This is a genomic window from Clostridium acetobutylicum ATCC 824, from assembly GCF_000008765.1.
GTDB lineage: Bacteria > Bacillota > Clostridia > Clostridiales > Clostridiaceae > Clostridium_S > Clostridium_S acetobutylicum.
This window is the reverse complement of record NC_003030.1, coordinates 3,851,323-3,876,866: the sequence shown is the minus strand read 5'-3', so window position 1 is coordinate 3,876,866 and position 25,544 is coordinate 3,851,323. Positions and strand designations below refer to the sequence as shown.

General features: G+C 31.1%; 25 protein-coding genes. 20 read left to right on the top strand and 5 right to left on the bottom strand.

What is annotated here, in order from left to right:
- The first annotated feature begins 85 nt into the window (after positions 1 to 85).
- The 15 genes from CA_RS18900 to CA_RS18830 all read left to right on the top strand — a co-directional run bounded on the left by CA_RS18900 (position 86) and on the right by CA_RS18830 (position 13,632).
- Positions 86 to 670 carry a hypothetical protein gene (locus tag CA_RS18900; RefSeq protein WP_010966936.1) on the top strand — a complete coding sequence of 195 codons (585 nt, stop codon included), beginning with the start codon at positions 86 to 88 and terminating at the stop codon, positions 668 to 670.
- 329 nt (positions 671 to 999) lie between these two features.
- Entirely contained in the window at positions 1,000 to 1,422 is a 423-nt protein-coding gene (locus CA_RS18895) for a CBS domain-containing protein (RefSeq protein WP_010966935.1), read from the top strand.
- Between the two features lie 183 nt (positions 1,423 to 1,605).
- The gene (locus tag CA_RS18890) at positions 1,606 to 2,763 is read left to right on the top strand and encodes an ROK family transcriptional regulator (protein WP_010966934.1); all 1,158 of its coding nucleotides are present in this window, start codon (positions 1,606 to 1,608) and stop codon (positions 2,761 to 2,763) included.
- Between the two features lie 143 nt (positions 2,764 to 2,906).
- Positions 2,907 to 4,298 carry an ABC transporter substrate-binding protein gene (locus CA_RS18885; protein ID WP_010966933.1) on the top strand — a complete coding sequence of 464 codons (1,392 nt, stop codon included), beginning with the start codon at positions 2,907 to 2,909 and terminating at the stop codon, positions 4,296 to 4,298.
- A 17-nt stretch (positions 4,299 to 4,315) separates the two neighbouring features.
- Positions 4,316 to 5,209 (top strand): carbohydrate ABC transporter permease, encoded by an 894-nt coding sequence (locus CA_RS18880; protein ID WP_010966932.1) that lies wholly within the window; start codon positions 4,316 to 4,318, stop codon positions 5,207 to 5,209.
- Entirely contained in the window at positions 5,209 to 6,054 is an 846-nt protein-coding gene (locus CA_RS18875) for a carbohydrate ABC transporter permease (protein WP_010966931.1), read from the top strand. The genes CA_RS18880 and CA_RS18875 overlap by 1 nt, the downstream gene beginning before the upstream one ends.
- A 130-nt stretch (positions 6,055 to 6,184) precedes the next feature.
- Positions 6,185 to 6,646: a MarR family winged helix-turn-helix transcriptional regulator gene (locus tag CA_RS18870; RefSeq protein WP_010966930.1), complete on the top strand. Its 462-nt coding sequence runs from the start codon at positions 6,185 to 6,187 to the stop codon at positions 6,644 to 6,646.
- A complete protein-coding gene (locus CA_RS18865) occupies positions 6,643 to 8,103 on the top strand; it encodes an MFS transporter (protein ID WP_010966929.1) in 1,461 nt (486 codons plus the stop codon). The genes CA_RS18870 and CA_RS18865 overlap by 4 nt, the downstream gene beginning before the upstream one ends.
- A gap of 85 nt (positions 8,104 to 8,188) precedes the next feature.
- A complete protein-coding gene (locus tag CA_RS18860; protein WP_013913631.1) occupies positions 8,189 to 8,623 on the top strand; it encodes a MarR family winged helix-turn-helix transcriptional regulator in 435 nt (144 codons plus the stop codon).
- On the top strand, positions 8,623 to 8,946 hold the full coding sequence (locus tag CA_RS18855) for a DMT family transporter (RefSeq protein ID WP_010966928.1): 324 nt from the start codon (positions 8,623 to 8,625) through the stop codon (positions 8,944 to 8,946). The genes CA_RS18860 and CA_RS18855 overlap by 1 nt, the downstream gene beginning before the upstream one ends.
- Before the next feature lie 113 nt (positions 8,947 to 9,059).
- Positions 9,060 to 9,839, top strand: a complete 780-nt coding sequence (locus CA_RS18850; RefSeq protein ID WP_014519087.1) for an alpha/beta hydrolase — start codon at positions 9,060 to 9,062, stop codon at positions 9,837 to 9,839.
- A gap of 60 nt (positions 9,840 to 9,899) precedes the next feature.
- Positions 9,900 to 10,370 carry a flavodoxin gene (locus tag CA_RS18845; RefSeq protein WP_010966926.1) on the top strand — a complete coding sequence of 157 codons (471 nt, stop codon included), beginning with the start codon at positions 9,900 to 9,902 and terminating at the stop codon, positions 10,368 to 10,370.
- A 155-nt stretch (positions 10,371 to 10,525) separates the two neighbouring features.
- Positions 10,526 to 11,203, top strand: coding sequence for a response regulator transcription factor (locus tag CA_RS18840; protein ID WP_010966925.1), 678 nt, complete (start codon positions 10,526 to 10,528; stop codon positions 11,201 to 11,203).
- Positions 11,200 to 12,576 carry a HAMP domain-containing sensor histidine kinase gene (locus tag CA_RS18835; protein ID WP_010966924.1) on the top strand — a complete coding sequence of 459 codons (1,377 nt, stop codon included), beginning with the start codon at positions 11,200 to 11,202 and terminating at the stop codon, positions 12,574 to 12,576. The genes CA_RS18840 and CA_RS18835 overlap by 4 nt, the downstream gene beginning before the upstream one ends.
- Before the next feature lie 87 nt (positions 12,577 to 12,663).
- A complete protein-coding gene (locus CA_RS18830) occupies positions 12,664 to 13,632 on the top strand; it encodes a glycosyltransferase family 2 protein (protein ID WP_010966923.1) in 969 nt (322 codons plus the stop codon).
- 51 nt (positions 13,633 to 13,683) lie between these two features.
- Here the strand turns inward: CA_RS18830 and CA_RS18825 are convergent, their stop codons facing one another.
- The 4 genes from CA_RS18825 to CA_RS18810 all read right to left on the bottom strand — a co-directional run bounded on the left by CA_RS18825 (position 13,684) and on the right by CA_RS18810 (position 17,887).
- Positions 13,684 to 14,619, bottom strand: coding sequence for a hypothetical protein (locus tag CA_RS18825; protein ID WP_010966922.1), 936 nt, complete (start codon positions 14,617 to 14,619; stop codon positions 13,684 to 13,686).
- A 90-nt stretch (positions 14,620 to 14,709) separates the two neighbouring features.
- The gene (locus CA_RS18820; protein ID WP_010966921.1) at positions 14,710 to 15,504 is read right to left on the bottom strand and encodes a class I SAM-dependent methyltransferase; all 795 of its coding nucleotides are present in this window, start codon (positions 15,502 to 15,504) and stop codon (positions 14,710 to 14,712) included.
- An 88-nt stretch (positions 15,505 to 15,592) separates the two neighbouring features.
- The gene (locus CA_RS18815; protein WP_010966920.1) at positions 15,593 to 16,282 is read right to left on the bottom strand and encodes an MgtC/SapB family protein; all 690 of its coding nucleotides are present in this window, start codon (positions 16,280 to 16,282) and stop codon (positions 15,593 to 15,595) included.
- 156 nt (positions 16,283 to 16,438) lie between these two features.
- Positions 16,439 to 17,887 carry an NADP-dependent glyceraldehyde-3-phosphate dehydrogenase gene (locus CA_RS18810; RefSeq protein WP_010966919.1) on the bottom strand — a complete coding sequence of 483 codons (1,449 nt, stop codon included), beginning with the start codon at positions 17,885 to 17,887 and terminating at the stop codon, positions 16,439 to 16,441.
- A gap of 280 nt (positions 17,888 to 18,167) precedes the next feature.
- Here CA_RS18810 and CA_RS18805 point away from each other — a divergent pair, with 280 nt between their 5' ends.
- From CA_RS18805 to CA_RS18785, 5 genes are all read left to right on the top strand, one after another.
- Positions 18,168 to 18,434, top strand: a complete 267-nt coding sequence (locus CA_RS18805; protein WP_010966918.1) for a metal-sensing transcriptional repressor — start codon at positions 18,168 to 18,170, stop codon at positions 18,432 to 18,434.
- Positions 18,435 to 18,452: 18 nt separating this feature from the next.
- Positions 18,453 to 20,909 (top strand): heavy metal translocating P-type ATPase, encoded by a 2,457-nt coding sequence (locus CA_RS18800; RefSeq protein ID WP_010966917.1) that lies wholly within the window; start codon positions 18,453 to 18,455, stop codon positions 20,907 to 20,909.
- A 55-nt stretch (positions 20,910 to 20,964) separates the two neighbouring features.
- A complete protein-coding gene (locus CA_RS18795; RefSeq protein WP_010966916.1) occupies positions 20,965 to 21,222 on the top strand; it encodes a heavy-metal-associated domain-containing protein in 258 nt (85 codons plus the stop codon).
- A gap of 177 nt (positions 21,223 to 21,399) precedes the next feature.
- A complete protein-coding gene (locus CA_RS18790; protein ID WP_010966915.1) occupies positions 21,400 to 21,819 on the top strand; it encodes a hypothetical protein in 420 nt (139 codons plus the stop codon).
- A gap of 248 nt (positions 21,820 to 22,067) precedes the next feature.
- Positions 22,068 to 23,759, top strand: a complete 1,692-nt coding sequence (locus CA_RS18785) for an acetolactate synthase large subunit (RefSeq protein WP_010966914.1) — start codon at positions 22,068 to 22,070, stop codon at positions 23,757 to 23,759.
- Positions 23,760 to 23,803: 44 nt separating this feature from the next.
- Here the strand turns inward: CA_RS18785 and CA_RS18780 are convergent, their stop codons facing one another.
- A complete protein-coding gene (locus CA_RS18780; RefSeq protein WP_010966913.1) occupies positions 23,804 to 25,249 on the bottom strand; it encodes a PLP-dependent aminotransferase family protein in 1,446 nt (481 codons plus the stop codon).
- Between the last annotated feature and the right edge of the window lie 295 nt (positions 25,250 to 25,544).

Here is a 25,544-nt window from a genome sequence, read left to right as displayed (position 1 = left end):
TCGCAAATTGATTTCATTCATAGATATTAACATAAAAAGTAATAAATTACAATATTTAGCATAAAAATAATTAAGGAGGGGTTCTGTGTTAAAGAAAAGAACAAAAATAAATATTCCAATTATAATAATAGTCCTTTTAATTGTATGGATACTATATTCTATAAGACCAGTTGAACAAATATCACTACCACAAAACAAGGGAAGTATAAATCATCAGATTACACAATTAAATCCTAAGATGAGTATTACAAATAACAGAATAAATACAAGTGTAACTTTAGGCCAAGATGATTTAAATAATATCTTATACAGTTATGTAAAGAATCAAATTAAATTAACAGGGTTAAAAACCACTGTTGATAATAATCAAATAAAAATTTATGCAAATACAAATATAATTGATTTTATTCCAACTCAGGTTATATTTAATTTTGTTCCTTCAATGGAGGACGAAAGCATTAAATTTACACTAAAGAGTGTTTATGTAGGTAGAATTTTAGTTCCCAAAAGCTATTATCCGGATATACTAAAAAGGATTAATTCCGATTATATAAGTATAGAAGATAACAGCATTAGTGTAAAAAAAGAATCCATATCGCCTTTAAAGATAAGCGGATATAAAGCTGATAATGGGAAAGTTGATTTGAGTTTGTATTATTTAACAAAATAGGAGACTAAAATAATTAGATACATATAAAGAATTATCTTACATGCTAGTGAAATAGGTAGCTGCTATAAATTAAGTCTTATTAGATACGCCTTAATTTATAGCGGATTATTTTTAAAAATTAATGTTGGACTTTTAATATAACTATGATAACATAAAATTGAACTGTAAAAATGGTAATTCAATATTCATATAAAGTTTAAAAATCGTTTATTTCAGTGAAAAAATTAATCTGTATTATAAATAGGAGGGGGAATATATTTCTAGTAAAATATTTAACAATGTATATGTTATATGGGCAGGGTAATTAAAAAGAAAAGAGGTTTAAATCTATGAATATAGCATTTTTTTTAACTCCTAAGAACGAGGTTATATATGAAAAAATAACTTCTACTATGAGACAAGCACTAGAGAGGATGGAATATCATAGATATACGGCAATTCCTATATTAGATGATAATGGGAAATATATAGGAACTTTAACAGAAGGCGATTTATTGTGGAAATTAAAAAATACTCCGGAGATTGATTTTCAAACGACAAATAAGGTTTCAATTAAGGATATACCGAGACACATGAATAATAGACCTGTGCATATAGATTCTGATATTGAGGATCTTATATCAAAATCTGTAAGTCAAAATTTTGTTCCTGTTGTTGATGATAATAATGTATTTATAGGCATAATAAAAAGAAGCGATATTATGAATTATTGCTATTCTGAGATGTTTAAAAATATAAAAAAAGAGGCATAACGTAAGTGAAGTAAAGATATATAATTGATATCTTTACTTCATTTTTGTATTAAAACTATATAAGAAAAAATATACATAGTATATATACTTTATAAAACAACTTTATAAAGGCTTTTGTGGGGATATAGTATATGGTACAATATGAAGGTAAAGTAAAATACTAGTGATTAAGGTTGGTGCGATATGTTTGATATAGACCAGAATTCCAATAAGGGTAAAATTTTAAACTTGTTATATAGAAAAAGAGAGCTTACTAAACTTGATATATCAAATGAGATTGGTGTAAGTGTTCCAACAGTAATATCCAATGTGAATGAACTTATAAGAGAAGGCTTTGTAGAAGAATCAGGAGTAGCAAGCTCTACAGGGGGAAGGAAACCTATAATAGTGAGCTTTATTCCAAATAGTAGATATGCTTTTGGTGTAGATATAAATCCATATATGGCAAGAGTAGTTTTAACTAATCTTGACTTAGAAATTAAGTATGATGTTGAGTTTTTAATAGAAGAGCTTAAGGATATTAAATCTATAATGAAAAGGATATCGCTTATAGTTAAAGAGGCTCTGGAGTTTACAAAGATTGATGAGAAGAAGGTACTTGGAATTGGATTCTCACTTCAAGGAACAGTTGATGAGGAAAATCTAGTACTCAAAAGAGCTATCAATATAGGAGTTAAGGACTGGGATTTTAAATTGTTTGAAAACCTATTTCAATTTCCTCTATTTATTGAAAACGAAGCAAACGCTGCAGCACTTGCAGAGCTAAAAATAGGTATAGCAAAAGAGGAGAGAAATCTTGTCTATATATCAGTTTCAAGCGGATTAGGTACTGGAATAGTGATTGAGGGACAGCTTTATAAGGGAAAGAACAAGAGAGCTGGAGAAATGGGTCATATGACCTTAGTTCCTCATGGAAAACTGTGCAGATGTGGGAGAAAAGGGTGCTGGGAAATGTATGCATCTCAAAAAGCTCTTTTAGATGAATTTAATGAATTAAGTGATGTAAAGGTTACTAAGTTAGAGCAGTTTTTTAATCTAATAATGATAAAAAATAAAGTTGCAGAGAAATGTCTAAATAATTACTTAAACAATCTTGCATCAGGTATACAAAATATAGTTCTAATTTTTGACCCTCATTATATAGTTCTAGGGGGAGAAATAAGTGGATATTCTGATGTTTATTTAGATAGTCTTAAGGATAAAATTTTCGATGAAAATGAGTTTTATAATAGAGGTGATTTTAAGCTATTCCCATCTAGGCTTAAAAGGAATTCCTCAATTTTAGGAGCGGCTTTATTGCCTATACAAAAAGCATTTTTAATTGAACAAGATGTAATTTGAAATTAGTAAACACAGGTAAATATAAATAGTATTGTATTTTAATAGATGATAGAAAAAGCATAGGAGACTTATTGAGGAAAGTCTTCTTAAAATCATTTATGTAAACGATTTAATTTAACTAGTGAAATAGGGGGTAAAAAATAATGGGATGGCTCAAAAAATTATGTTTATTTTCTATTATAACTTGTATAATTTTTAGTACTGTAGGGTGCGTTTCTATAAAAAATGATGATTATGATGTTGATTTTTTTGTAGAAAAATTTGAAATGCTTAATACTTTTCAAGATATAGCTTCAGATTTTGAAAAAGAAACGGGATATAAAGTGAAGGTTGAGTCGCCATCAAAAGCTGCAACTATAATAAATGATAGGGTTAGAAATGATGTTGCACCGGATATATTTCAAGTTTATCCAGGACAAACCGCTTATAATATATTCCAAAGGGAAGGAAAACTTAGAGATGTAACAAGTCTTTCTTGTGTTAAGAATATAGACAAGAGTGCGTTAGATATGTATGAAGTAAAGGACAAACTTAGAAAAAAGCACTATTATACGCTCCCTTTAAGCTTTTCATGTGAAGCTTTGTATTATAACGAAACTTTGTTTCACAAGTATGGATACGATAAACCAGAGCTTTATGGAAAGAGCCAAAAGGATGAAGATAAAAATGGTCAATATTTGCCAAGAACCTGGCAGGACATGGAGAAGTTAGCGAGTAAGGTTAATCAGGATAAAAAAGGAGGAGTAAATAAACTTTCCTTATTTGCTTTAAGTGGGTCAGATCCATATTTAATTCATGGTATGCATGAAGCTTTGTGGCAGCAGGTGCTTGGAAGCACTGATAGCGCAAATAGGTATTTTCTAAATTCTCCTAAAGGTGAGGTTGGAAAATATGAACTTAAGATTTCAGGAAAAGAATTATCAATGAATGAAGCCAATGGCTATGATTCAGCATTTAATAAGGTATCTGATATATTAACTTTTGTTGCAGATAATTCACAAAGCAATTATGGCACAGCAAAAGCAGCAGATGCAATAACAGCATTGGTTAAAGAACAAGGACTTATCTTTCCAGCAGGAACTTTTTCACTTCCTTTAATAAGGCAGGCAAAGCCTAAAGATAAAATAAAAACTATGCCATTTCCAGGTACTACAGATGACAATCAAGCCATAATTTCTACAGCAGATTTATCATTATCGGTAAGTAATCACGTTAAAAACATGAAAGCTGTAGAAGCATTCTTGAATTATTTAACAAGCCCAAAGGTATTTCAAAAATATTATGATGTTGATGGAAATAAAACCTCTGTAAAAGGAGTAAAGACTAAAGGGAGAACACCAGAACTAGAAGGAATAGAAAAACTTTATACTGATCCAAAGCATCATGTACCATGGATACATCAGTATTGGAAGCAGGGTGAAAGTCCAATACAGACATTAACTATAAATTTCATGATAACAAAGAACAAAAATGATTTATATAACAGTTTAAATCAATATTTTGATGTTGAAAAAAGAATGGCAGATGAGAATTAAATTTGGGAGGGGAAATTATGAATTCTTCTGTTCAAGAAAGTGGAATTTCTAGGTTTGTAAATAGGTACTGGAGGTTATTATTTGTATTGCCAATGGCTATATTGTATTTAATATTCTTTATGTATCCACTAATTCAAGGGATATTTATTAGTTTTACAAATTGGGATGGGTTATCTAAGGTTAAGCGTTTTATAGGGTTAAAGAACTATATAGGGCTATTTAATGATAACGATTTCTCAAAGAGTATATCTTTTACTGTAGAGCTCACAATTGTGTTGATAGTATTTGAAATTATAATAGGTCTTGGCATTGCGATTCTCCTAGAAAGAAAAATAAAATTTAATAGCTTTTTCAGAACAGCATATTTCTTTCCAGCAGTACTTAGTGGAATGACTGTAAGCTTAATATTTAGTCAAATATTTCAATACGGCATTCCTGAAGTTGGGAATGCATTCAATATAAATCCTTTTAAGCTAAATCCATTATCTAATCACACAGGAGCATTTATTGCAATAGCATTTGTAATGCTTTGGCAGGGAGTAGCGCTTCCAATACTGTTATTCTTAGCAGGTCTTATGAGCGTACCTAGAGATATAATTGAAGCAGCCTCTGTTGATGGTGCGACACCTATGCAGGTATTTTTCAAAATAAAGCTTCCATTTTTACTTCCTACGCTCAGTATAGTATTCATTCTAGCTTTAAAATCTGGGCTTTTAGCATTTGATCAAATTGTTGCTTTAACTTACGGAAGCGTTGATACGCAGTCTATAGGGCTGCTTTTATATAATGATGCAGTAAGCAGCTTCAGGTTTGGATATGCAAATTCAATGGGAACACTACTATTTATTATTATAATAATTCTTTCATTGGTTCAAATAAAAGTTTCAAGTAGATATGAGGTGGAACAGTGATGAAAAGTATTGTGGAAAATAATAAATCAAAAGCAAATATATTAACTTATATTGTATTGGCACTAGGAGCGGTTTTCTTTATATTTTTGCCTATCTATTTAACTCTAATAGGTTCTTTTAAAACAGGAGCAGATACTATCGCAGATTTTTTTAGTTTTCCAAGATCTTTTTTTAGTGAAAATTATATAACAGTTTTTAATTCTGGATTCTTTGGATATTTTTTAAATACCATTGAGATAACAGTGTTCTCAGTTATCTTAATTTTATTAATTGTTCCTTTAGGCTCCTATGCGATAGTTAGAAGTAAAAATAGTAAACTTTTTAAGACTATATATATGTTCTGCTTACTTGGATTGTTTGTGCCTTTCCAAGTGTTTATGCTTCCGCTAACAACAGTTGCAGCCCATTTACATGCTATGAATAAAATAGGACTGATGTTTATATATGCTTCTTTGTCTATTCCTCAAACTATGTTTTTGTATATAGGATATATGAAGGCAAATCTTCCACTAGAGCTTGAGGAGGCAGCATCAATAGATGGATGTGGAAGATTAAAGACCTATTTAAAAATAGTGTTTCCACTTTTAAAACCTATAAATGCCACAATAATAATTTTGAATGCACTTTGGATATGGAATGACTTTCTACTGCCATTTTTGATACTTGGAGGAGATAATGGAAATTGGACACTTACTCTTTTTCAATACAATTACGTGGCAGCAAATCAAATGAATTATGGTCCAATGTTTGCACTGTATATATCATCAATAGTTCCAATAATAATTGTATATATAATATTTCAACGTAGAATTATTGGTGGAATGGTGGAAGGTTCAATAAAGTAAGATTATGATATATTAAATTTATTTTTGCAGCAGGTAATATTTTATTATCTGCTGTTTTTTTATGTATATGTTTTCATATGGTTGACTAATCAACTATATTGTGATAATTTATTTTATGGAAGGAGAGAATATGGAGATAGATTTAAACAATTTAGTAAGACTAACTAATAGCTTATATAGATGTAATCAGGTTTTTCTTGATAAAAGGCTGAGAGAACTAGAACTAACAGTAGGAACATATCCCTATTTACTTAGATTAAGTCATGTTGAAGGAATAAGTCAAAATGATATAAGTAGAGAGTTAAGTGTTGATAAAGCCATGTCTGCAAGAAGTATAAAAAAGCTTATAGAAATTGGATACATAACTAAGGTAGAAAATAAAGATGATATAAGAGCATATAAGCTTTATTTGACAGACAAAGGTAGGGAAGTAATACCTAAAATTTTTAAGGTAATAGGTGAATTACTTGATATTTTGCTTGAAGGAAGTAGCCAAGAAGAAATAGAGACGGGAATAAAGTTTTTAGAAAAAGTTTTAAATAATGCAAAAGAAAACAGAAAGAAATGTTGTGAAAGGGTGAAAAAAGCGTGAATACAGCGCAAAATGAATTATATAAAAAAAGATGGATAATTTTAATCACAGTACTATCTGCAACACTTATGGCAACACTCGATGGAAGCATTGTAAATGTAGCACTTCCTAATATGACTTTGAAGCTTCATGTTAGTGGAGCATCAATTCAGTGGGTTGTTACAAGCTTTCTTATAACAGTAGCAGCAACGATTTTAATATTTGGAAGACTTGGGGATATAATAGGTAAAACGAAGGTATTTAAGTTTGGAGTAATTCTTTTTACTTTGGGATCTCTTTTATGCGGTTTTACAAGTTCTCTTGTAGTACTTGTAGTAGCTAGAGTAATACAGGCAATAGGAGCAGCAGCAACTATGGCAACTAACCAAGGAATTATAACTCAAACCTTTCCACCAAATGAAAGAGGAAGAGCCCTAGGCTTACTTGGAACTTTTGTAGCATTAGGAGCAATGATAGGACCGCCACTTGGAGGACTTATAATATCTCTCGCAAGTTGGGAGTATATATTCTTAATAAATATACCAATAGGAATAGTAGTTTTTATATTATGTATTAAAGTTTTTCCTAAAACAAATGATAAGTTAGATGAAAAATTAGATACTACTGGAGCGGTTTTATTTACAGTATTTACAGTATTATTATTTGGAGCTTTAGTTCAAGGTGAAACAGTAGGATACAGCAATATATATATTATTTTAGCATTTATAGTTTCTTTCTTAGCTCTTGCAGCATTTTTGATTATAGAAATAAAAAAGAAGCAACCTTTATTGGATTTAAGTATATTTTCAAACAGTTTATTCTCAGTTAGTGTTATATGTGCGTTTACATCATTTACAGCTATTAGTGCTTCAAATATAATACTTCCATTTTATTTTCAAGATACGTTAAAATTTTCTGCTGCTATGACTGGAATTTTTATGGTGGTTTCTCCTGTAGTGTTATCTATAGTGGCACCTTTTAGCGGATATCTTTCAGATAAAATAGGTTCTGAAATTTTAACACTAATAGGATTATTTTTAACAAGTGTTGGATTATTTCTTATAAGTACTTTGACAGCAGCATCACCAGTAGCACTTTTAATGACATATATAGTAATAATGACAATAGGAAATGGAATGTTTCAAGCGCCTAACAATAGTTTAGTTATGTCTACGGTACCTCGTAACAAACTTGGAATTGCAGGAAGCGTTAATGCTCTAATAAGAAATTTAGGCTTTGTTGTTGGTACATCTTTTGCAACACTTCTTCTATATAATAGAATGAGCAGTAAAATGGGTCACAGAGTAGTTGATTATATAAAAGGTAGAGACGATGTGTTTATGTATGGAATGAAATGGGTGTACATCGCTGCAGGTGTGTTCTGTTTAATGGGAGTTATAATAACAGCTTTTAGATTTTATAATAGTAAAAAAAAATCAAAAAGTGATTTAGACAAGTTAAAAGATAAGGCAGTATAAATTTGATTTTATTTTGTATAATTGATAAAATGGTTAAAAGTATTTAATTAAATGCTTTTAACCATTTTTTATTTGGAGGTATATTATGCTTGAAGAAAAAATTGCGGTTATCGCTAATTATATGTGGGAAAAGTCTATTAAAAATATAAAAAATGCTTTGTCAGAAGCAGAAATCAGTAATTTTAATATGAATGACTACTATTACTTAACTATGATTCACGAGCTTAAAAATCCTAAAATGAGTGAGGCCGCAGATAAACTTAAACTAACAAAACCTGCAATATCAGCTCTAGTTAAAAGGCTTTCAAGAAGCGAGCTTATTACAAAGGTGCAATCCAAGGAAGATAAAAGGATTTACTATTTAAAGCTTACAGATAAAGCTTTGCAAATAATTGAGGGAGATAATAGGATTTATGAAAGAATAGCAGATACCATAACTAAAAAACTAGACAGTAAGCAAATTACTGAACTGGATAGTTTACTTGAAAATGTAATTGAAAATATGGGAGATGAACTTTAATGAGTTGGATTTACTTGATTTTAGCTATAATATTTGAGGTTTCTGGAACAACTTTTATGAAGCAGTCTAAAGGATTTAGTGATTTTAAATATGCTATTGTAATGATGGTTTTCTATATCCTAAGTTTGAGTATGCTTACACTTGCACTAAAGAAGATAGATATAGGAGTTGCATATGCTATATGGTCTGCTGTAGGCATAGTTTTAATAGTTACAATAGGAATTTTAGTATTTAAAGAGCCAGTTAATATTAGTAAAATATTATGTATCTTACTAATAATAGTAGGAGTAGTTGGATTGAATTTAACTTCGAAAGTACATTGATAAAATGATGAAATTTAATGGCCCATTTTAATATATTGACAAAAGCATAGCAAAAACATATACTAAATATATATGATTACTAGGAAAATATTTGTATGTGGGGGAAGATTATTATGCAGAAGTCAGTTGAAATAAAAAGTAAAAGCTTAACATTAAGAGGTGTACTGCATATGCCACTTGAGGCTAGAGAAAAATTGCCTATTGTTGTAATATACCATGGGTTTTGCGGAAATAAAATGGGGCCTCATTTCATATTTGTGAAGTTAGCAAGGGAATTAGAAAAGTTGGGGATAGCTACTATAAGATTTGACTTTGCAGGAACAGGTGAAAGTGATGGAGAATTTGTTGATATGACCTTTAGTAATGAGGTTTATGATGCTAATGTAATTTTAGATTATGTGAAAACACTTGAGTTTGTTGATAAAGATAGGATATCAATACTTGGCTTCAGTATGGGAGGAGCGATAGCAAGTGTTATTGCAGGGGATAGAAAAGATGAAATAAATACTCTATGCTTATGGGCACCAGCTGGAAATATGGAGCAGATTATATTGTCTGATACGTACATTGGAGATAAGTATGATGAGATTATGGAAAAGGGAATCTATGATGTAGAAGGATTATTACTGGGAAAGAAATTTTTAGAGGATATTAAAAAGGTGAATATATTTGATAGAGCGTCAGCTTATAACAAGCAATCTCTAATAATTCATGGAACTTCTGATGAAATAGTTCCACTTAGTACCTCTGAAAGGTACCTAGAAATGTATGGAGAAAATACTTCTCTTGAACTTGTAGAAGGTGCAAACCATATATTCGAAAAAAATTCCTGGGAAAATAGGGTTATTGATCTTACAAAAAAATATTTTAGTGGTAAGTTAGTGAAATTTTAAGACTTAATTCTAGTGGATATGTTATATTTTAAGGAAAGATAAGAAACTTGGGAGGTAAAAATGAGCAATATATTAGTAGTGTTTTATTCTTTTTCTAATACAACAAAAAAATTAGCAGGGGAAATAGCAGAACAAACTGGAGGAGATATTAGGGAATTAGTTCCTGAAAAAGCATATTCCTTTAATTACAATACAGCAACAAAGGAAGTAAGGAATGAAGTTGAGAGAGGATACTGTCCTAAATTACTATCTGGAAATGAATCAGTTGAACCATATGAGTACATTTTTTTAGGAACACCTAATTGGTTTAAATCATTTGCTCCGCCTATATTAAGTTTTTTAAGAAATGCTGACCTTCAAGGAAAAACTATTATTCCATTTTGTACTCACGGTGGTGGAGGGATTGGACAAATCAAAATAAACATTGAAAAAGAATGTCCCAAATCAACAGTTCTTTCTGGATTTGCAGCAATGAGTGATTTTGATAAACAGCAAGTTACAAATTGGCTTCAAGGAATTGGTTTATTCTAATATAATTGAAAACGTAAATAATGGGTAAAATAGTTATAAGGAAGCTTTATAAAAAGTATTCCTTTTTTTTATGCAATTTCACATATTTTTCACACGTTTTTTTTAAATGCATATGATAAAATTTTATTTAACAATAATAAATTGGGGTGATGATTTTGGGCAAGAGAATATATTTAGTTGAGGATGAACAGAGTTTAAATATTTTACTTGATAAATATCTTACAAAGGAAGGGTACAGTGTAACTACATTTGCTGACGGTAATTCTGCTAAAGAGAGAATAAAAGATATGCCTGATTTATGGATACTAGATATAATGCTTCCAGATATAGATGGATATGAGCTTATTAAGAGCATTAAGCAAAATAATAAGGCTACTCCTGTGATATTTATGTCTGCAAGAAACGAAGAATTGGATAGAGTAGTTGGACTAGAGCTTGGAAGTGATGATTATTTATCCAAACCTTTTTTGCCAAGAGAACTAGTTATAAGAACAAATAAGCTTATGGAAAGATTGTATGGAGATAAAGATCAAGAAAATCAAGATGATATAAAAATTGGAGAATATACAATAAGTAAGAAACAAAGGTTGGTTTTTTTTAGAAATGAAGAGCTGCAGCTTACAAACAAAGAATTTGAACTTTTAAGTTATCTTTCAGACAATAAAAATAATGTTATTTCAAGGGAGCAAATATTAGTAAATGTTTGGGGAGATGACTATTTTGGTTCAGACAGAGTTGTAGATGATACTATACGAAGGCTAAGAAAAAAGATAAATAAACTAACCATAGAAACAGTATACGGCTATGGTTATAAATTGGTGGTAAGACAGTGAAAATATTTAAGATAAAGACCATAACTATGAGAATATGGATGACCTTTACGGTTATGATTCTCATAATAGTTTGCAGCATTTCACTATTGTATATATCAGCATTTAGAGCTTTCGATGAAAATGAAAAAATACAGGATTTAAAAACTGCCCATGATATGCTTCTTAAAAATAGTAGTACGGATAAACCTTTAAGATTTGATAAATTAAGAAACTTAGAGAGAAGTCAAAGCTTTATAGTAACAGTTAAGGCTGATGAATATGAGATGCAAAATGTGAATCAAAATCCGGTAGGTGGAGGTCCCATGATGCATGACAGTGATATGAGAAAGTGGATGATTGAGTACTTATCTAAGGCTGGAAATTCGGATAAGGAGTTCAAGGAGTATTACAAAGGCATAAAGGTGCTTTTTATTATAAGTCATGCTAGCGTGGGATATGGAAAAAATACATATCTTATAACTTATATGCCATACTTTGTAGATAACAATATATTATATCAAGTTGGTATAGTTGGAATCGTATTTATAATAATAGGCTTTTTTACTGCAAAAATTGTAGCTGGACACATATCTAAGCCGCTTAAGGAGCTAGAAAGTTATACGAAAAAAATAGCAAATAAGGATTGGAAAGAGCCTATTCAAGTTAGAAGCGATGATGAAATAGGAAGTCTTGCTAACTCAATGAATATTATGCAGAAACAATTAAAGTATGCGGATGAGAATGAAAAAATGTTTCTTCAAAGTATATCCCATGATTTAAAAACACCAGTTATGGTTATAATGAGTCATGCCGAGGCTATTATTGATGGTATTTATATTGATTCTGTTGAGAGGACAGCAGAGATAATAAAAGATGAGGCTATTAGGCTAGAAAAGAAAATCAAGCAAATGTTGTATTTAAATACACTCGACTATGTACTAGAGAATAACGTTGAAAATGAAATAGTGAATTTAAGAGATCTTCTTTACAAAATGGTGGATAGGTTTAAGGTTTTTAATTGTGATATTAAACCAGATATCATCTCAAACACTATTAATGTTTTTGGAAATCAAGAAAAAATAGAGGTGGCTATAGAAAATATACTAGAAAACTCCCTTAGATATGCGAAGAGAGAGATAATATTGAGACTTAAGAGAGAAGATAATTCTGCAATAATAGAAATATACAATGATGGAGAGCATATACCAGAAAAAAGCATAGAGAAGATATTTGATAATCTATACAAGGATAAGAAAGGAAAGTTTGGTCTCGGACTTGCAATATCAAAAAAGATAGTTAACTTTTATGGAGGAGAGATTAGAGCAGTTAATAGAGAAGTTGGAGTTAGTTTCTTAATAAAATGTCCAGTCTACAATAGTACAGACCTATTATAAATCACATAAAAATCACATAGATATTCCATATTGTAACTGTATTTTTCTAGTATAATTCAATCAAGAAACTAGGAGAGGTGAAGTGTTATGGGATACAGAATAATTTATAGTGTGGTTGTACCCATATTTAATGAAGAGCTTGTTATTCTTGAAAGTTATAAGAGGCTCAAAGAAGTTATGGATATGACAAATGAAGAATATGAGCTAGTGTTTGTCAATGATGGGAGCATAGATTCAACAAGGAAAAAGGTAGAGTTAATTTGTGAGAAGGATGATAGAGTTAAGCTTGTTAACTTTTCTAGAAACTTCGGGCATCAAGCGGCTATAACAGCAGGAATGAATGTAGCAATCGGACATGCAATTGTGGTAATTGATGCAGATCTCCAAGATCCACCAGAAGTTATACTGCAAATGATTGAGAAGTGGAAACAAGGATATGAAGTGGTATACGGGAAAAGAGCTAAAAGAGAAGGTGAAACCTTTTTTAAGAAATTTACTTCGAGTATGTACTATAGAGTTCTGAGAGGTATGACCAATGTAGATGTTCCTGTAGATGTTGGAGACTTTAGGCTTATTGATAGAAAAGTATGTGATGCACTAGCTTCACTACCTGAAAAGAGTAGATATGTTAGAGGATTGGTGAGTTGGGTTGGATTTAAGCAAACCTATGTAGAGTTTGTAAGACATGAAAGATTTGCTGGAGAAACAAAATATCCGTTAAACAAAATGATTAAGCTAGCACTAGATGGAATAACCTCACTTTCATACAAACCGCTTGGTATTATAACTTATGTAGGATCTCTTTTTTCGATTATAGGTGTAATTGCTTCTATAATTGTAATTACAAAAAATTTAATATCTGGAACTCATATTTTGAGTTTAGGATTAATCTTATCTTTAAACATTATTATGTTTGGTATTGCTTTTCTAAGTCATGGTATAATGGGACAATATGTTGCAAGAATTTTTGAAGAGACCAAAGAGAGGCCGGTTTATATAATAGATAATATAGTAAATTACAAACAGCAGGCTATTCAAAGAAAAAAAGTAAATTAAGAAGTATGTAAATAAGGTAATCTAGGCATAAGATTACCTTATTTTTTATTTCTATTTAGAGCAATTTGTACAAGGAGAGGATTGTTTAAAAGATAGATGTTCAATAGTAAAAGTTGATGCAGTTATATCATATTCGTCTTTTTTGCTGTTATTAAACTGAACCTTATTATCATAAAAAGTTATATTTAGAGGTATAACCTCTAGAGATTTATTGTCTATTATACTTAGTCTTAAACCAGGTTCATAGACTGTTTTTTTACCATCGACTGAAGTTATAGTCACTTTATCAGAGGAAGTTACTAAAGACTTTAAATCTCCGCATTCATAGAAATTCACGGAGTTTAAATCTCCATTTATTCCACTAGCATTTGAGTCGTAGGCAGTTATTTTTCCAATAGGAGTTTGCAGTAATAATGGTTTGTTTGGTTCAAAAGATTTTAAACATCCGTTCTCATAAAGGGATAAACCTATTCGAACCTCAGCCTTGCCAATGGGTGTATCTATAATAGGAGTATTTTTAGGCCAAAAGGTAATACTTTTTAAATTACCACTATTATAAAAATATACGTTTATTATTTTTTTATTAAAGGAGCCTACCTTTAAATTGAAACTTGTATCTTCAGCAAGACTATATTCATCTTGTTCTGACCAGTAACCTCCGAGCTTACCGTTAAGGGGAAAAACACGTTTTAAAGCACCATTCTCATAAAAAGTTATAAGTTCCGAGGGTAATTTACCAATAGGAGTATTTATAGTAGTTTGATTTTGTAAATAAATACTTTTGAGTTTTCCACTTTTATAAAAGGAAACAGAGTCTATATACTTACGTCTTTCGTAAGAACTATCGTATTGAGGAATAAGAGTTCCGTAATTTGTTGGTAGCTCATTTTTTTTATCTAATATAAAGCTTTTTATATTTCCATTATCATAAAGTTCTTTATGGATTATGCCTTTTAAGAGACTGTAATTTTTAATTATGGTTTCCATAAAAAATGCCTCCTATTTTATAAAATTATTAATATATTTCAAATTAATTCTATAAAATATCAAGGCAAATGTCAAATAATTATTAAATTATTAACTAAGTTTTTCTGAAGTTAAAGTAAAACTCTTTGGTATACCTTTATCAAAATTATCACAAGATAAGTTTGGTTCTTCGTCTAATTTTTTTATTTTAAAACCACCTTCGGCAACAGAAGTAACTATTTCACCTAAAGTCCATTTTCTTAAAAGCACCTTTTCAGGCTCTTTGTTATCAATAAGATATTTTGAAAAGGCGGCATCTTTTTCTTCTAAGGAGGTATCAAAGTAATCACCTGTAACCTTATGCTTTCTAACCTTTGCAGTTGAGCCTCTAGATGTGATTAATTTGGTGGATACCGGATGAAAATCTCTAAGAACAAATAAGCCTCCTTCTTTAAGAAGTCTATTTATTGTTTTTATAAATGGCTTTAGGTCAATAAAGTAATGAATTATACCCATTTCTGCAAAAACTATATCATAGTCAGCTGTTAGCTTATCCTCTGGAAGTTTTAATATATCACTTAAAATATAATCTATTTTAACATCCGCTTCTTTAGCTAAATCAAGAGCGTAATCCATATTTCCCTTTGAAAAATCAACAACGGTTACATCTGCACCTAATAGTGCAAGGGCAACGGCTTTACTACCATTTGAACCCATAATGTTCATTATTTTTTTCCCTTTTACATCTCCAAGTTTTTCGTGCAAGACGGATAAAATTTTTGAAGGGTCCTTAGATATCTTTTTTGCAGCAGTATCTGGAGTTCCAAAGCGTTTAACCCATGCAGAGTATGTTTCTTTATTCCATGCATCTTCATTTATATTAGAATTGTTATCATAATCGTTCATAATAAGTTTAAAGCCTCCATTAATGATTTAAAATATTCGAATAGATTTATTATATAATAAAAATAAGCCCCTTGAAAATAGGGACATTTTAAAACTCAATATACTTTATAAAAGGGTATTTTTGAATCATTGAAAGAAAATCCGAGGTGTCATAGGTTTGAGGAACCTTTAATACAAAGCTCATATTGATAAGTTTTGGTTTATCGAAGTTATTATCATTGCCATCTTTAATTTTAAAGCTTAATATAACAATATCCTTACTAGTAAATATATTACGAATCTTATCTACAACATTTGGTTCATTTATTACCTTGATATTTAATTCTTCAGTTCTTGGTGTTGAAAGCCAAGAAAAGTTTCTGTGTAAAATAGTCTGACCTAATAATATTATAAAAGAAGACAAGAGACCTATGAGATAAAGGCCAGAGCCTATAGCAAGACCAACACCGGCGGTAGCCCATACTCCAGCAGCTGTAGTTAAACCTTTTACAGATTGTCTCCTCATAAAAATCATACCTGCGCCTAAAAAGCCTATGCCACTTACTACTTGTGCAGCAACACGAGAAGGATCTATAGATATATTTTTTATTCCAATTTGATCTTGAAAACCATATTTTGATACTACCATAATTAATGCGGAACTTAAGCAAACTATAAAGTGAGTACGTATACCAGCTTCCTTCATTCTGTTTTTTCTTTCATAGCCTATTAGCCCTCCGCATAGACCTGCAATTATTATTCTTAGAAAGTAATTTAATTCTAAGTTGTAATCAAACATCCAAAATCGCCTCCCAAAATAAATAGTATATAAGATAATTATATGTTTATTACAACAAATGGTAGATGGTGAGTAATTTATGTGTAAAATATAAAGAAACCAATTTAAGTGGATCAAATTGGTTTCTTTATAAGTGTGAGATTGGATAGAATAAAATTATAGGTTTAAAACTATTGATTTATGCCTTGTCATTGCCTCTATACTGTATCGAATTCCTTGAGTGCCCATACCTGATGACTTTGTTCCAAGGAATGGGAAGTGATCTGGGCCTCTTTCAGGCTTATTATTTACTTGAACAGTTCCAACATCTAATTTATTGGCAATATAAAAGGCATCATGCATATTTTCAGTAAATACTGCAGATTGAAGACCATATTCAGATCTATTTGCTAATTCTATTGCTTCATCCATGCTTTTTACACGAATAATAGGTAAAACTGGTCCAAATGGTTCTTCCCAAGCAATACGCATATCAGCAGTTACATTATCAAATAAAGTAGGATACATTAAATTTTCTTTACGCTTATTTCCAACGATAAGAGTTGCACCCTTTTCGATAGCGTCGTCAATGAGAGTTTGAACATAATCTGCTGCCTTGTTGTCTATAAGTGGGGTTATTGTAACATCATCAAAAGGATTACCTACCTTTAATTCTTTAACTTTTTTTGTAACAAGTTCAACTAATTCATCAGCTACTTTATCCATTACAAGAACTCTTTTTACAGCAGTACACCTTTGGCCGGAGTATCCATATGCTCCAGATACTATGCTTTTAGCTGTTGTTTCAAGATTGGCATCTTCGAGAACTATAGCAGCATCTTTACCACCAAGCTCAAGAACCATAGGTATCATTCCAGCTATTTTTGAAATATGCTTACCTACAGCAGAGCTTCCCGTAAAGTTAATAAAGTTTACTTCTTCATGGGTAATTAAATAATCGCCTATTTCAGACCCTTTTCCTGTTACAGTGTTTAAAACACCTGCTGGAAGACCAGCTGCATTAAAAATTTCTGCAAGATGAAGTGCGCTTATAGCACCAGTTGTAGAAGGTTTTAAAACAACACTATTTCCAGCTATAAGTGCTGGAGCAACCTTAGACCCAGAAAGATTTACAGGATAATTAAAAGGAGATATAGCTAAAACTATTCCTAAAGGAACTCTTTCAACTAGAGAAAGTTTATCTTTTTTAGAACCAGGAAAATTATCTGAGTTAATAGCTTCTCCTTCCATATGAGTACCTTCATTAGCTGTAAATCTTATAAAATCAGCTGTTCTTTTTACTTCTGAAAGAGAAGATTTTAAATCTTTTGCTATCTCATTTGAAAGAATTTTTGCTATATATTCTGCGTTATCATCTAGTATATCAGCTGCTTTACGCATGATTCTAGCACGCTCATTTATTGGAGTTTCACCCCATTTTTTCTGAGCTGTTCTTGAACTTTTAAAAATCTCATCAACTTCCTCTTTTGATAAGGCCTGAACTTTTCCAATTAAACTTCCATCATAAGGAGAATGCGTTTCTATGGTTTTATTTGTCTTACTTTCAACCCATTTTCCATCAAATAGATTTTTATAAACTCCATTTGATGATATATTTTCAAACATAAAGTACACCACCTTTAATATATAATTCCTTTTTAGTATCACAAATTATAAAGAAATTACTCAAATTCTTTATAATTGTTAATTTATACAATTTAAGTATATTTATAATATACTACACAATGAAAAAATAGTCAATAACGATTATTAAAAAATAATAACTCTTGATGAGATCGAAGATAAATAGTATTAATGTAATCTATAAAGTATATTAATATTAATTGACAAAAAAGAAGTGCAGTGGTATTTTATAAGAAAAGGACTATAGGGGGGAGGGGTATAATTGAATAAAGAAAAGGAAAAAGCAATTACAGCACTAAAAACATCAAAAGGTCAAATTGAGGGAATAATAAAGATGATAGAAGATGGCAGATATTGTATTGATGTATCTAATCAAATTGTTGCAGCTTCTGCACTTTTAAAAAAAGCTAATATGCTTATATTAAAGCAACATCTTAATCATTGTGTTAAAGAAGCATTTCTTAATAATAATGGAGAAGAAAAAGTTGATGAAATTATAGAGCTTCTCTCCAGAATAAGTAGCAAATAAGCTAAGGAGGGATTTTAATTGGATACTAAGACTTTAAGAATAGAGGGAATGACTTGTGCTGCATGTGCAAGAGCTGTTGAAAGAGCCACTAAAAAGCTAGAAGGTGTTGAAGAGGCAAATGTAAATTTGGCGACAGAAAAATTAACTGTAAGCTTTCAGGATGATAAGGTAAGTGTTCCTAATATTCAAGAGGCAATAGAAAAAGCAGGCTATAAAGCACTTACTGAGGCTACAAATAAAACCCTAGCTATTGGGGGTATGACCTGCGCTGCGTGTGCGAAAACTGTTGAGAGAGTTACAAGTAAACTAGAAGGAGTAACTAGTTCTAGTGTAAACCTGGCTACAGAGAAATTAAGTATAAGTTTTGAAGCATCTAAGGTAAGTATTAATGATATAAAACAGGCAATAGAAAAAGCGGGCTATAAGGCTTCTGAAGAAGTGGAGTCTGTAGATACTGATAAGGAAAGAAAAGAAAAGGTAATAAAGAATTTATGGAAGAGATTTATAATATCAGCTGTATTTGCAGTTCCACTTTTAATAATTGCTATGGTTCCTATGATATTTAATTCAATAGGAGTTATGTTGCCTAGTGCTATTGATCCAATGAATAACGAAAAGATATATGGTGTTTTGGAGCTTATATTAGTCTTGCCAGTTATGTTTCAGGGAAGAAAATTCTTTCAGGTTGGATTTAAGACTCTTATAAAGAGAAGTCCTAACATGGATTCTTTAGTAGCAATAGGTTCATCTGCGGCATTTGTATACAGTTTATTTGGATTGTATCAAATATTTACTGGGATTAATGGAGCTCAGCTTTACTTTGAATCGGCAGGAATAATATTAACACTAATAACCCTTGGAAAATATATGGAAGCTGTTTCTAAAGGTAAAACTTCAGAGGCAATAAAGAAGCTCGTTGGACTGACACCAAAGACTGCTTTGGTTGTAAAAGGGGAAAAAGAAGAAGAGGTTGCAATAGAGGAAGTTAAACCAGGAGATGTAGTAATTGTGAAACCAGGTAGTAAAATACCGGTTGATGGAATAGTTATAGAAGGTAATACGTCAATAGACGAATCAATGCTTACAGGAGAAAGTATTCCAGTTTCAAAAGGGCCAGGAGATGAAGTTATAGGAGCAAGTATAAATAAAAATGGCTCAATAAAGTATAAGGTAACCAAGGTTGGTAAGGATACTGTTCTTTCACAAATTGTAAAGCTTGTTGAAGATGCTCAAGGTTCAAAGGCACCTATAGCTAAGCTTGCAGACATAGTATCCGGGTATTTTGTTCCAGTAGTTATTACCTTGGCAATAATATCTTCTTTAGCATGGTATTTATCAGGTGAAAATCTAACTTTCACGTTGACAATATTTATATCAGTTCTCGTAATTGCTTGTCCGTGTGCTCTCGGCTTAGCTACCCCTACAGCAATTATGGTTGGAACAGGTAAAGGTGCTGAATATGGAGTACTTATAAAAAATGGTACAGCACTTGAAAATACCCATAAGATTAAGACTATTGTTTTTGATAAAACGGGAACTATAACAGAAGGAAAACCGAAAGTTACAGATATAAAAGCTATTGATGAAGTTTCAGAGGAAGAACTACTTAAAATTGCGGCCTCTGTTGAAAAGGCATCTGAGCATCCTCTAGGAGAGGCAATTGTGAAAGAAGCAGAATTTAAAGGGATGGAATTTTTAAAGGTTAGCGATTTTAAATCAGTTACAGGGCATGGAATTGAAGCCTTAATAGATAGTAAGAGAGTGCTTCTTGGAAATAAAAAGCTTATGGATAATAACAACATAGAAGTTAAAAGTGTGTTGGATTATGTAGATGACTTGGCAAAACAAGGTAAGACACCTATGTATATTGCAATAGATAAACAGGTAAAGGGAATAATAGCTGTTGCAGACAGCGTAAAGGAAAGTAGTGCAAAAGCAATTAAAAAGCTGCATGATATGGGTATAGAAGTTGCTATGATAACAGGGGATAATAAAAGATCAGCTGATGCTATAGCTAAAAAGGTTGGAATTGATAGAGTTTTAGCTGAGGTGCTTCCAGAAGATAAAGCAAGTGAAGTTAAAAAGCTTCAAGCAGGAGGAAAAAAAGTTGCTATGGTTGGAGATGGAATTAATGACGCTCCAGCATTGGCTCAAGCGGACATAGGTATGGCAATAGGTAAAGGTACTGATATAGCAATGGAATCAGCAGATATTGTACTCATGAAAAGTGATCTTATGGATGTTATAACGGCAATAGAACTAAGTAAAAAGACAATAAAAAACATAAAAGAAAATTTATTTTGGGCATTTGGATATAACGTTATAGGAATACCTGTAGCTATGGGAATTTTATATATATTTGGAGGACCGCTATTAAATCCGATGATAGCAGCAGCAGCTATGAGTTTAAGCTCGGTTTCAGTTCTAACAAATGCACTGAGACTAAAAAGATTTAAACCTGAATATATGCTTTAGGAATACTTCTAAATTATATATATTAAATTTAAATGTATAAGGGAGGAATATAAAAATGGGAAAGAAAATATCAATAGAAGGAATGAGTTGCGAACACTGTGTAGCACATGTTAAGGAAGCTTTGGAGGGAATAGGCGCAGAAAAAATCGATGTGAACTTAAAAAGAAAGTCTGCTTTTATATCTAATAATATAACTGATGAAAAGATAAAGACAGCAATTGAGGATGCAGGATATGAGGTTACTAATATAGAAGAAGCTTCAGAACAAGGTGGATCAAAATTAAAAGGACTTTTTAAAAAGATTACTGGATAGTAATAAGCTTAATGGGATACTAAGGATACTATAATATGAGGTGGCAAGTTAAGTAAGAATTTTTTATCTTATTCATAACTTGTCACTTTATATATTGCAAAGTTTATTGTATAATAATCTACTAACTATAATTGAGTTAGTTTTACTAAAATAGTAGTAAAATTTTAGGAGGCCATAATGGAAAATGAGGTAGTGTTAGTAGAAATTTTTGGAGTTAAAGAAAAAGCTTCGTGTAGTGGTTGTTCAAGCAAAACAGAAAATAGTTCATGTTCAAGTTGTAGTGGATGCAGTAGTCAAGGAAGCTGCGAGGGCGGATGTTCTTCTGGTGGCTGTGGTAATAGTGAATCAATGTACAATCAATATGAAGCTTTTAAGGAATATATAGCAAAAACAGATGTAGCAGCTAATGTAGAGGTACAGTTTATAGATGTGTCAGAAATTGATATAAATAAATATAAATACGTTGAAGGCGCAATAGGAAAAAAATATATGCTACCAGTAGTTGCTATAAATGAGTTTATAAGATTCTATGGGGGAATGAAGGATAGGCTGATATATAATGCAATTAAAAAAGAATTGAATAATATATATATGTAAAATTCAAAATCACATAAATTTACAATAAATGTAATGTCATTTTAAAATAAAGTTTTCGCTTATATAGGTATTAATATTTGAGCATAAAAATTCAATAAATGTAATTTAATGGGCTGAAATTCTCTTGAATTTGATTGATTTTAAAAAAATATTGACAAAAGATAAACTGGAATATATATTTAAATATTGTCAATTAAAGGTCTTTTTTTAAAAAAATAATTTAGAGTGAGAATAAGGGGTTAATATCTATGAATGAAAATTTAAAGCAAGACAAGGATTCTGAAATTTCAAAAACCGAAGATGAAGAGAGTAGTATGAATACAGCTGAGTTGGTTGTAAAGTGCTTAGAAAATGAAAATGTAGAGTATATATTCGGTATACCAGGTGAGGAAAATTTGGCACTCATAAAAGCGCTTACTAAATCACCTATAAAATTCATAACTACACGTCATGAACAAGGGGCGGCTTTCATGGCAGATGTATATGGAAGATTGACTGGAAGACCAGGAGTATGTCTTTCTACATTGGGACCTGGTGCTACAAATTTAATGACTGGTGTTGCTGATGCTAATCTTGATGGAGCTCCGCTTATTGCGATAACAGGACAGGTTGGAACTGATAGAATGCATATAGAGTCGCATCAGCACCTTGATTTAGTAGCTATGTTCGCACCTGTTACTAAGTGGAATAAACAAATAGTAAGACCAGATACTGCACCTGAAATAGTTAGAAAAGCTTTTAAAACAGCTGTAGATGAGAAACCAGGAGCATGCCATATAGATCTTCCTCAAAATATCGCAGATATGCCTGTACAAGGAAAACCGTTAAGACATACAGTTACGGATAAGAGCTTTGCTGCTTACAGTAGTATAGAAAAGGCTGCTATAGCTATATCAAGAGCTAAAAGCCCACTAATACTTTCAGGAAATGGAGCAATACGTTCAAAGGCAAGTAAGGCAGTTTTAGATATGGCTGAAAGATTAAACATTCCAGTTGCAAATACCTTTATGGGAAAAGGAATAATTCCTTTTAATCATCCTCTTTCATTATGGAGTATGGGTCTTGCACAAAAAGATTATATTAATAGAATTTTCGAAAAGACAGACCTTGTCATTGCTATAGGATATGATATAGTAGAATATTCACCCAAAAAATGGAACTCAAAGGGAGAAATTAGGATAATACATATAGGCGAGAAAAAAGCCGAAGTTAATAATAGTTATCTTCCTGAGGTTGAGGTAATAGGTGATATTTCAGATTCGATTCAAGAAATAATAAGACGTTCAGATAGAATAGAGACACCAAAACAAGCACTTAAAATAAAAGAAGATATGCATAAAAATTATGAGGAATATAGTGATGATCAGAGCTTTCCAATGAAACCACAGAAGGTACTATACGACTTACGAAGAGTTATGGGCGAGGATGATATAGTAATATCTGATGTAGGAGCTCATAAAATGTGGATAGCTAGGAATTATCATTGTTATAAGCCTAATACATGCATAATTTCAAATGGTTTTGCATCAATGGGAATTGCTATTCCAGGAGCTTTAGCGGCAAAGCTTGTAAATCCAGATAAAAAGGTAGTTGCAGTTACAGGAGATGGTGGCTTCATGATGAATTCACAAGAGCTTGAAACTGCACTTAGAATAGGAACCCCATTCGTAACATTAATATTTAATGATAGTAATTATGGACTTATAAAGTGGAAGCAGGAAGAAAGATACGGAGAATCAGCGTATATAAACTTTACAAATCCAGATTTTAAAATGTACGCAGAGAGTATGGGACTAAAAGGATATAGAATTACTAAAGCTGAAGAGCTCATACCTACATTAGAAGAGGCGTTTAGTCAGAAGGTTCCATCAGTAATTGATTGTGCAGTTGATTATAGCGAAAATCTTAAATTGTCCCATAAATTAGAGGAACTAAAATAGAAATATTGATGAGTGCTGTAAGTGTGTTTTTACAGCACTCTATTTTATTTAGCTTTTAATTCTGATATAGCTTTACTTATTATTTCAAAACCTTTTTTTATTTGTGCTTCACTTGCCCGAGAAAAGCCAATCCTGAAGGTGTTATACCCTTTATCGTCAGTGTAGAAAATATCACCAGGAGTAAAGGCTACACCTTTTTTATAACAGTTGGCAAGCAGTTCTCTTGAGTGAATTCCTTCTACCTGTACAAAAATGTGGAGGCCTCCTTCACCCCATATTTTTGCATAAGGTATATATTTCTTTGCATATTTCATTGTTAACTCGTATTTGTTTTTGTAATATTTTTTAGCTTTACGTACATATTTGCTAAAATTTTCACCTCGTAGGTACTCATAGAGTATAGCCTGGTCTAAAAAGGAAGTGTGTATGTTTATGCTGCGTTTAACGCTTTCTAAATAATCTATCAATTCCTTGTCAGCCATAATCCAACCTATTCTCATGCCTGGAAATAGAATTTTAGATAAGCTGCCTATGTATATTACATTATTATTGCTTGAGTTTAAGGCTGCTAAAGATGTTATATTTGAGTTTGAGTACCGAAGCTCCTCATTGAAGCCATCTTCAATTATAGGTACATTAAAGGAATTCAGTATGTCTATTGCTTTTAGTCTTTTTTCTGGAGACATAACAATACTTGTAGGATTATGATATGTTGGAATCAAAAAAACCGCTTTTGGAAGTTCTTTTTCTAGTTCGTCTTTTAAAGAATCTATATTTATTCCATCATCATCCATATCAATTCCTTTTATATTTAAGTTATGAAGTTTCATTATTTTTAGAGAAGTATTATGAGTTGGATTTTCACAAAATATAGTATCTCCTTTTTCAGTAATGGTTGATAGTACAATATTAAAGCCTTCTGTAAAACCATTCGTTATAAGTATATCTTTATTATCTATATTAACACCTTTATGTTTCATATAAATTTTCAAATAATCAATTAATGGTTTGTAACCTTTAGCATATCCGTAATTCAATATGTTGTTCCCTTCAATAGATATTATATTTAAAAAGTCTCTTTTGATCTCATCAATATCAAATAAGTTTTTGTTTGGAGATATGCTATCAAATGGAATTATATCATCAGTACCTCTTAGTTCATGTTTAGTAGTATCTAATGAAGCAGCGTCTAGGGCATGTGTGTTTATAAATTCAATCCAAGGTAAGTGATGACTTTCCTTAGAAATAATTTTTTTATCTGAAATAAAGGTACCTTTTCCTTTTATTGTGTCGGTATAACCCTCATTTGTTAATGTTTCATATACATCTATTATGGTGTTTCTACTAACGTCAAGCAGTAAACTCATTTCGCGAGTTGAAGGAAGTTTTTCGTTTTTCTGAAGTATTCCTGTCTCAATTAAATTTTTGATATAATTTTCTATCTGAATTTTTTTATGAGTTTTAGACGTAAATTTTAAATTAAAAATCATGTTAGCACCCCGTGTTTACAGTTTTATACTTAATATTGTTGCACAAATATAAAATTTAATAAAGGTCCATTTTTTTTACATTTTAAAAGCATGTTGATATATATCGCAGGAGCAATTAGCAATAATGTATAGTAAAGCCATATTAAAAATATTACTAAAAAATATGAGATATTTATGTATAATACTTAATATTTCCGATAAAGAGTCGAAATTAGAGTCATAGTCTTTATGTGGTAATTAAATTAAATGTTGTATGCATAGAGTATTAGGAAATTACTTGTTTTAAGTGAAAAAT

What these genes read in the sequence shown, in the direction of transcription:
- CA_RS18895 (WP_010966935.1), top strand. Translation starts at nt 1,000, where the DNA reads ATGAATATAGCATTTTTTTTAACTCCTAAGAACGAGGTTATATATGAA.
- CA_RS18795 (WP_010966916.1), top strand. Translation starts at nt 20,965, where the DNA reads ATGGGAAAGAAAATATCAATAGAAGGAATGAGTTGCGAACACTGTGTA.
- CA_RS18810 (WP_010966919.1), bottom strand. Translation starts at nt 17,887, where the DNA reads ATGTTTGAAAATATATCATCAAATGGAGTTTATAAAAATCTATTTGAT.
- CA_RS18785 (WP_010966914.1), top strand. Translation starts at nt 22,068, where the DNA reads ATGAATGAAAATTTAAAGCAAGACAAGGATTCTGAAATTTCAAAAACC.
- CA_RS18825 (WP_010966922.1), bottom strand. Translation starts at nt 14,619, where the DNA reads ATGGAAACCATAATTAAAAATTACAGTCTCTTAAAAGGCATAATCCAT.
- CA_RS18815 (WP_010966920.1), bottom strand. Translation starts at nt 16,282, where the DNA reads ATGTTTGATTACAACTTAGAATTAAATTACTTTCTAAGAATAATAATT.
- CA_RS18890 (WP_010966934.1), top strand. Translation starts at nt 1,606, where the DNA reads ATGTTTGATATAGACCAGAATTCCAATAAGGGTAAAATTTTAAACTTG.
- CA_RS18790 (WP_010966915.1), top strand. Translation starts at nt 21,400, where the DNA reads ATGGAAAATGAGGTAGTGTTAGTAGAAATTTTTGGAGTTAAAGAAAAA.
- CA_RS18860 (WP_013913631.1), top strand. Translation starts at nt 8,189, where the DNA reads ATGCTTGAAGAAAAAATTGCGGTTATCGCTAATTATATGTGGGAAAAG.
- CA_RS18885 (WP_010966933.1), top strand. Translation starts at nt 2,907, where the DNA reads ATGGGATGGCTCAAAAAATTATGTTTATTTTCTATTATAACTTGTATA.
- CA_RS18845 (WP_010966926.1), top strand. Translation starts at nt 9,900, where the DNA reads ATGAGCAATATATTAGTAGTGTTTTATTCTTTTTCTAATACAACAAAA.
- CA_RS18780 (WP_010966913.1), bottom strand. Translation starts at nt 25,249, where the DNA reads ATGATTTTTAATTTAAAATTTACGTCTAAAACTCATAAAAAAATTCAG.
- CA_RS18855 (WP_010966928.1), top strand. Translation starts at nt 8,623, where the DNA reads ATGAGTTGGATTTACTTGATTTTAGCTATAATATTTGAGGTTTCTGGA.
- CA_RS18880 (WP_010966932.1), top strand. Translation starts at nt 4,316, where the DNA reads ATGAATTCTTCTGTTCAAGAAAGTGGAATTTCTAGGTTTGTAAATAGG.
- CA_RS18830 (WP_010966923.1), top strand. Translation starts at nt 12,664, where the DNA reads ATGGGATACAGAATAATTTATAGTGTGGTTGTACCCATATTTAATGAA.
- CA_RS18870 (WP_010966930.1), top strand. Translation starts at nt 6,185, where the DNA reads ATGGAGATAGATTTAAACAATTTAGTAAGACTAACTAATAGCTTATAT.
- CA_RS18850 (WP_014519087.1), top strand. Translation starts at nt 9,060, where the DNA reads ATGCAGAAGTCAGTTGAAATAAAAAGTAAAAGCTTAACATTAAGAGGT.
- CA_RS18875 (WP_010966931.1), top strand. Translation starts at nt 5,209, where the DNA reads ATGAAAAGTATTGTGGAAAATAATAAATCAAAAGCAAATATATTAACT.
- CA_RS18820 (WP_010966921.1), bottom strand. Translation starts at nt 15,504, where the DNA reads ATGAACGATTATGATAACAATTCTAATATAAATGAAGATGCATGGAAT.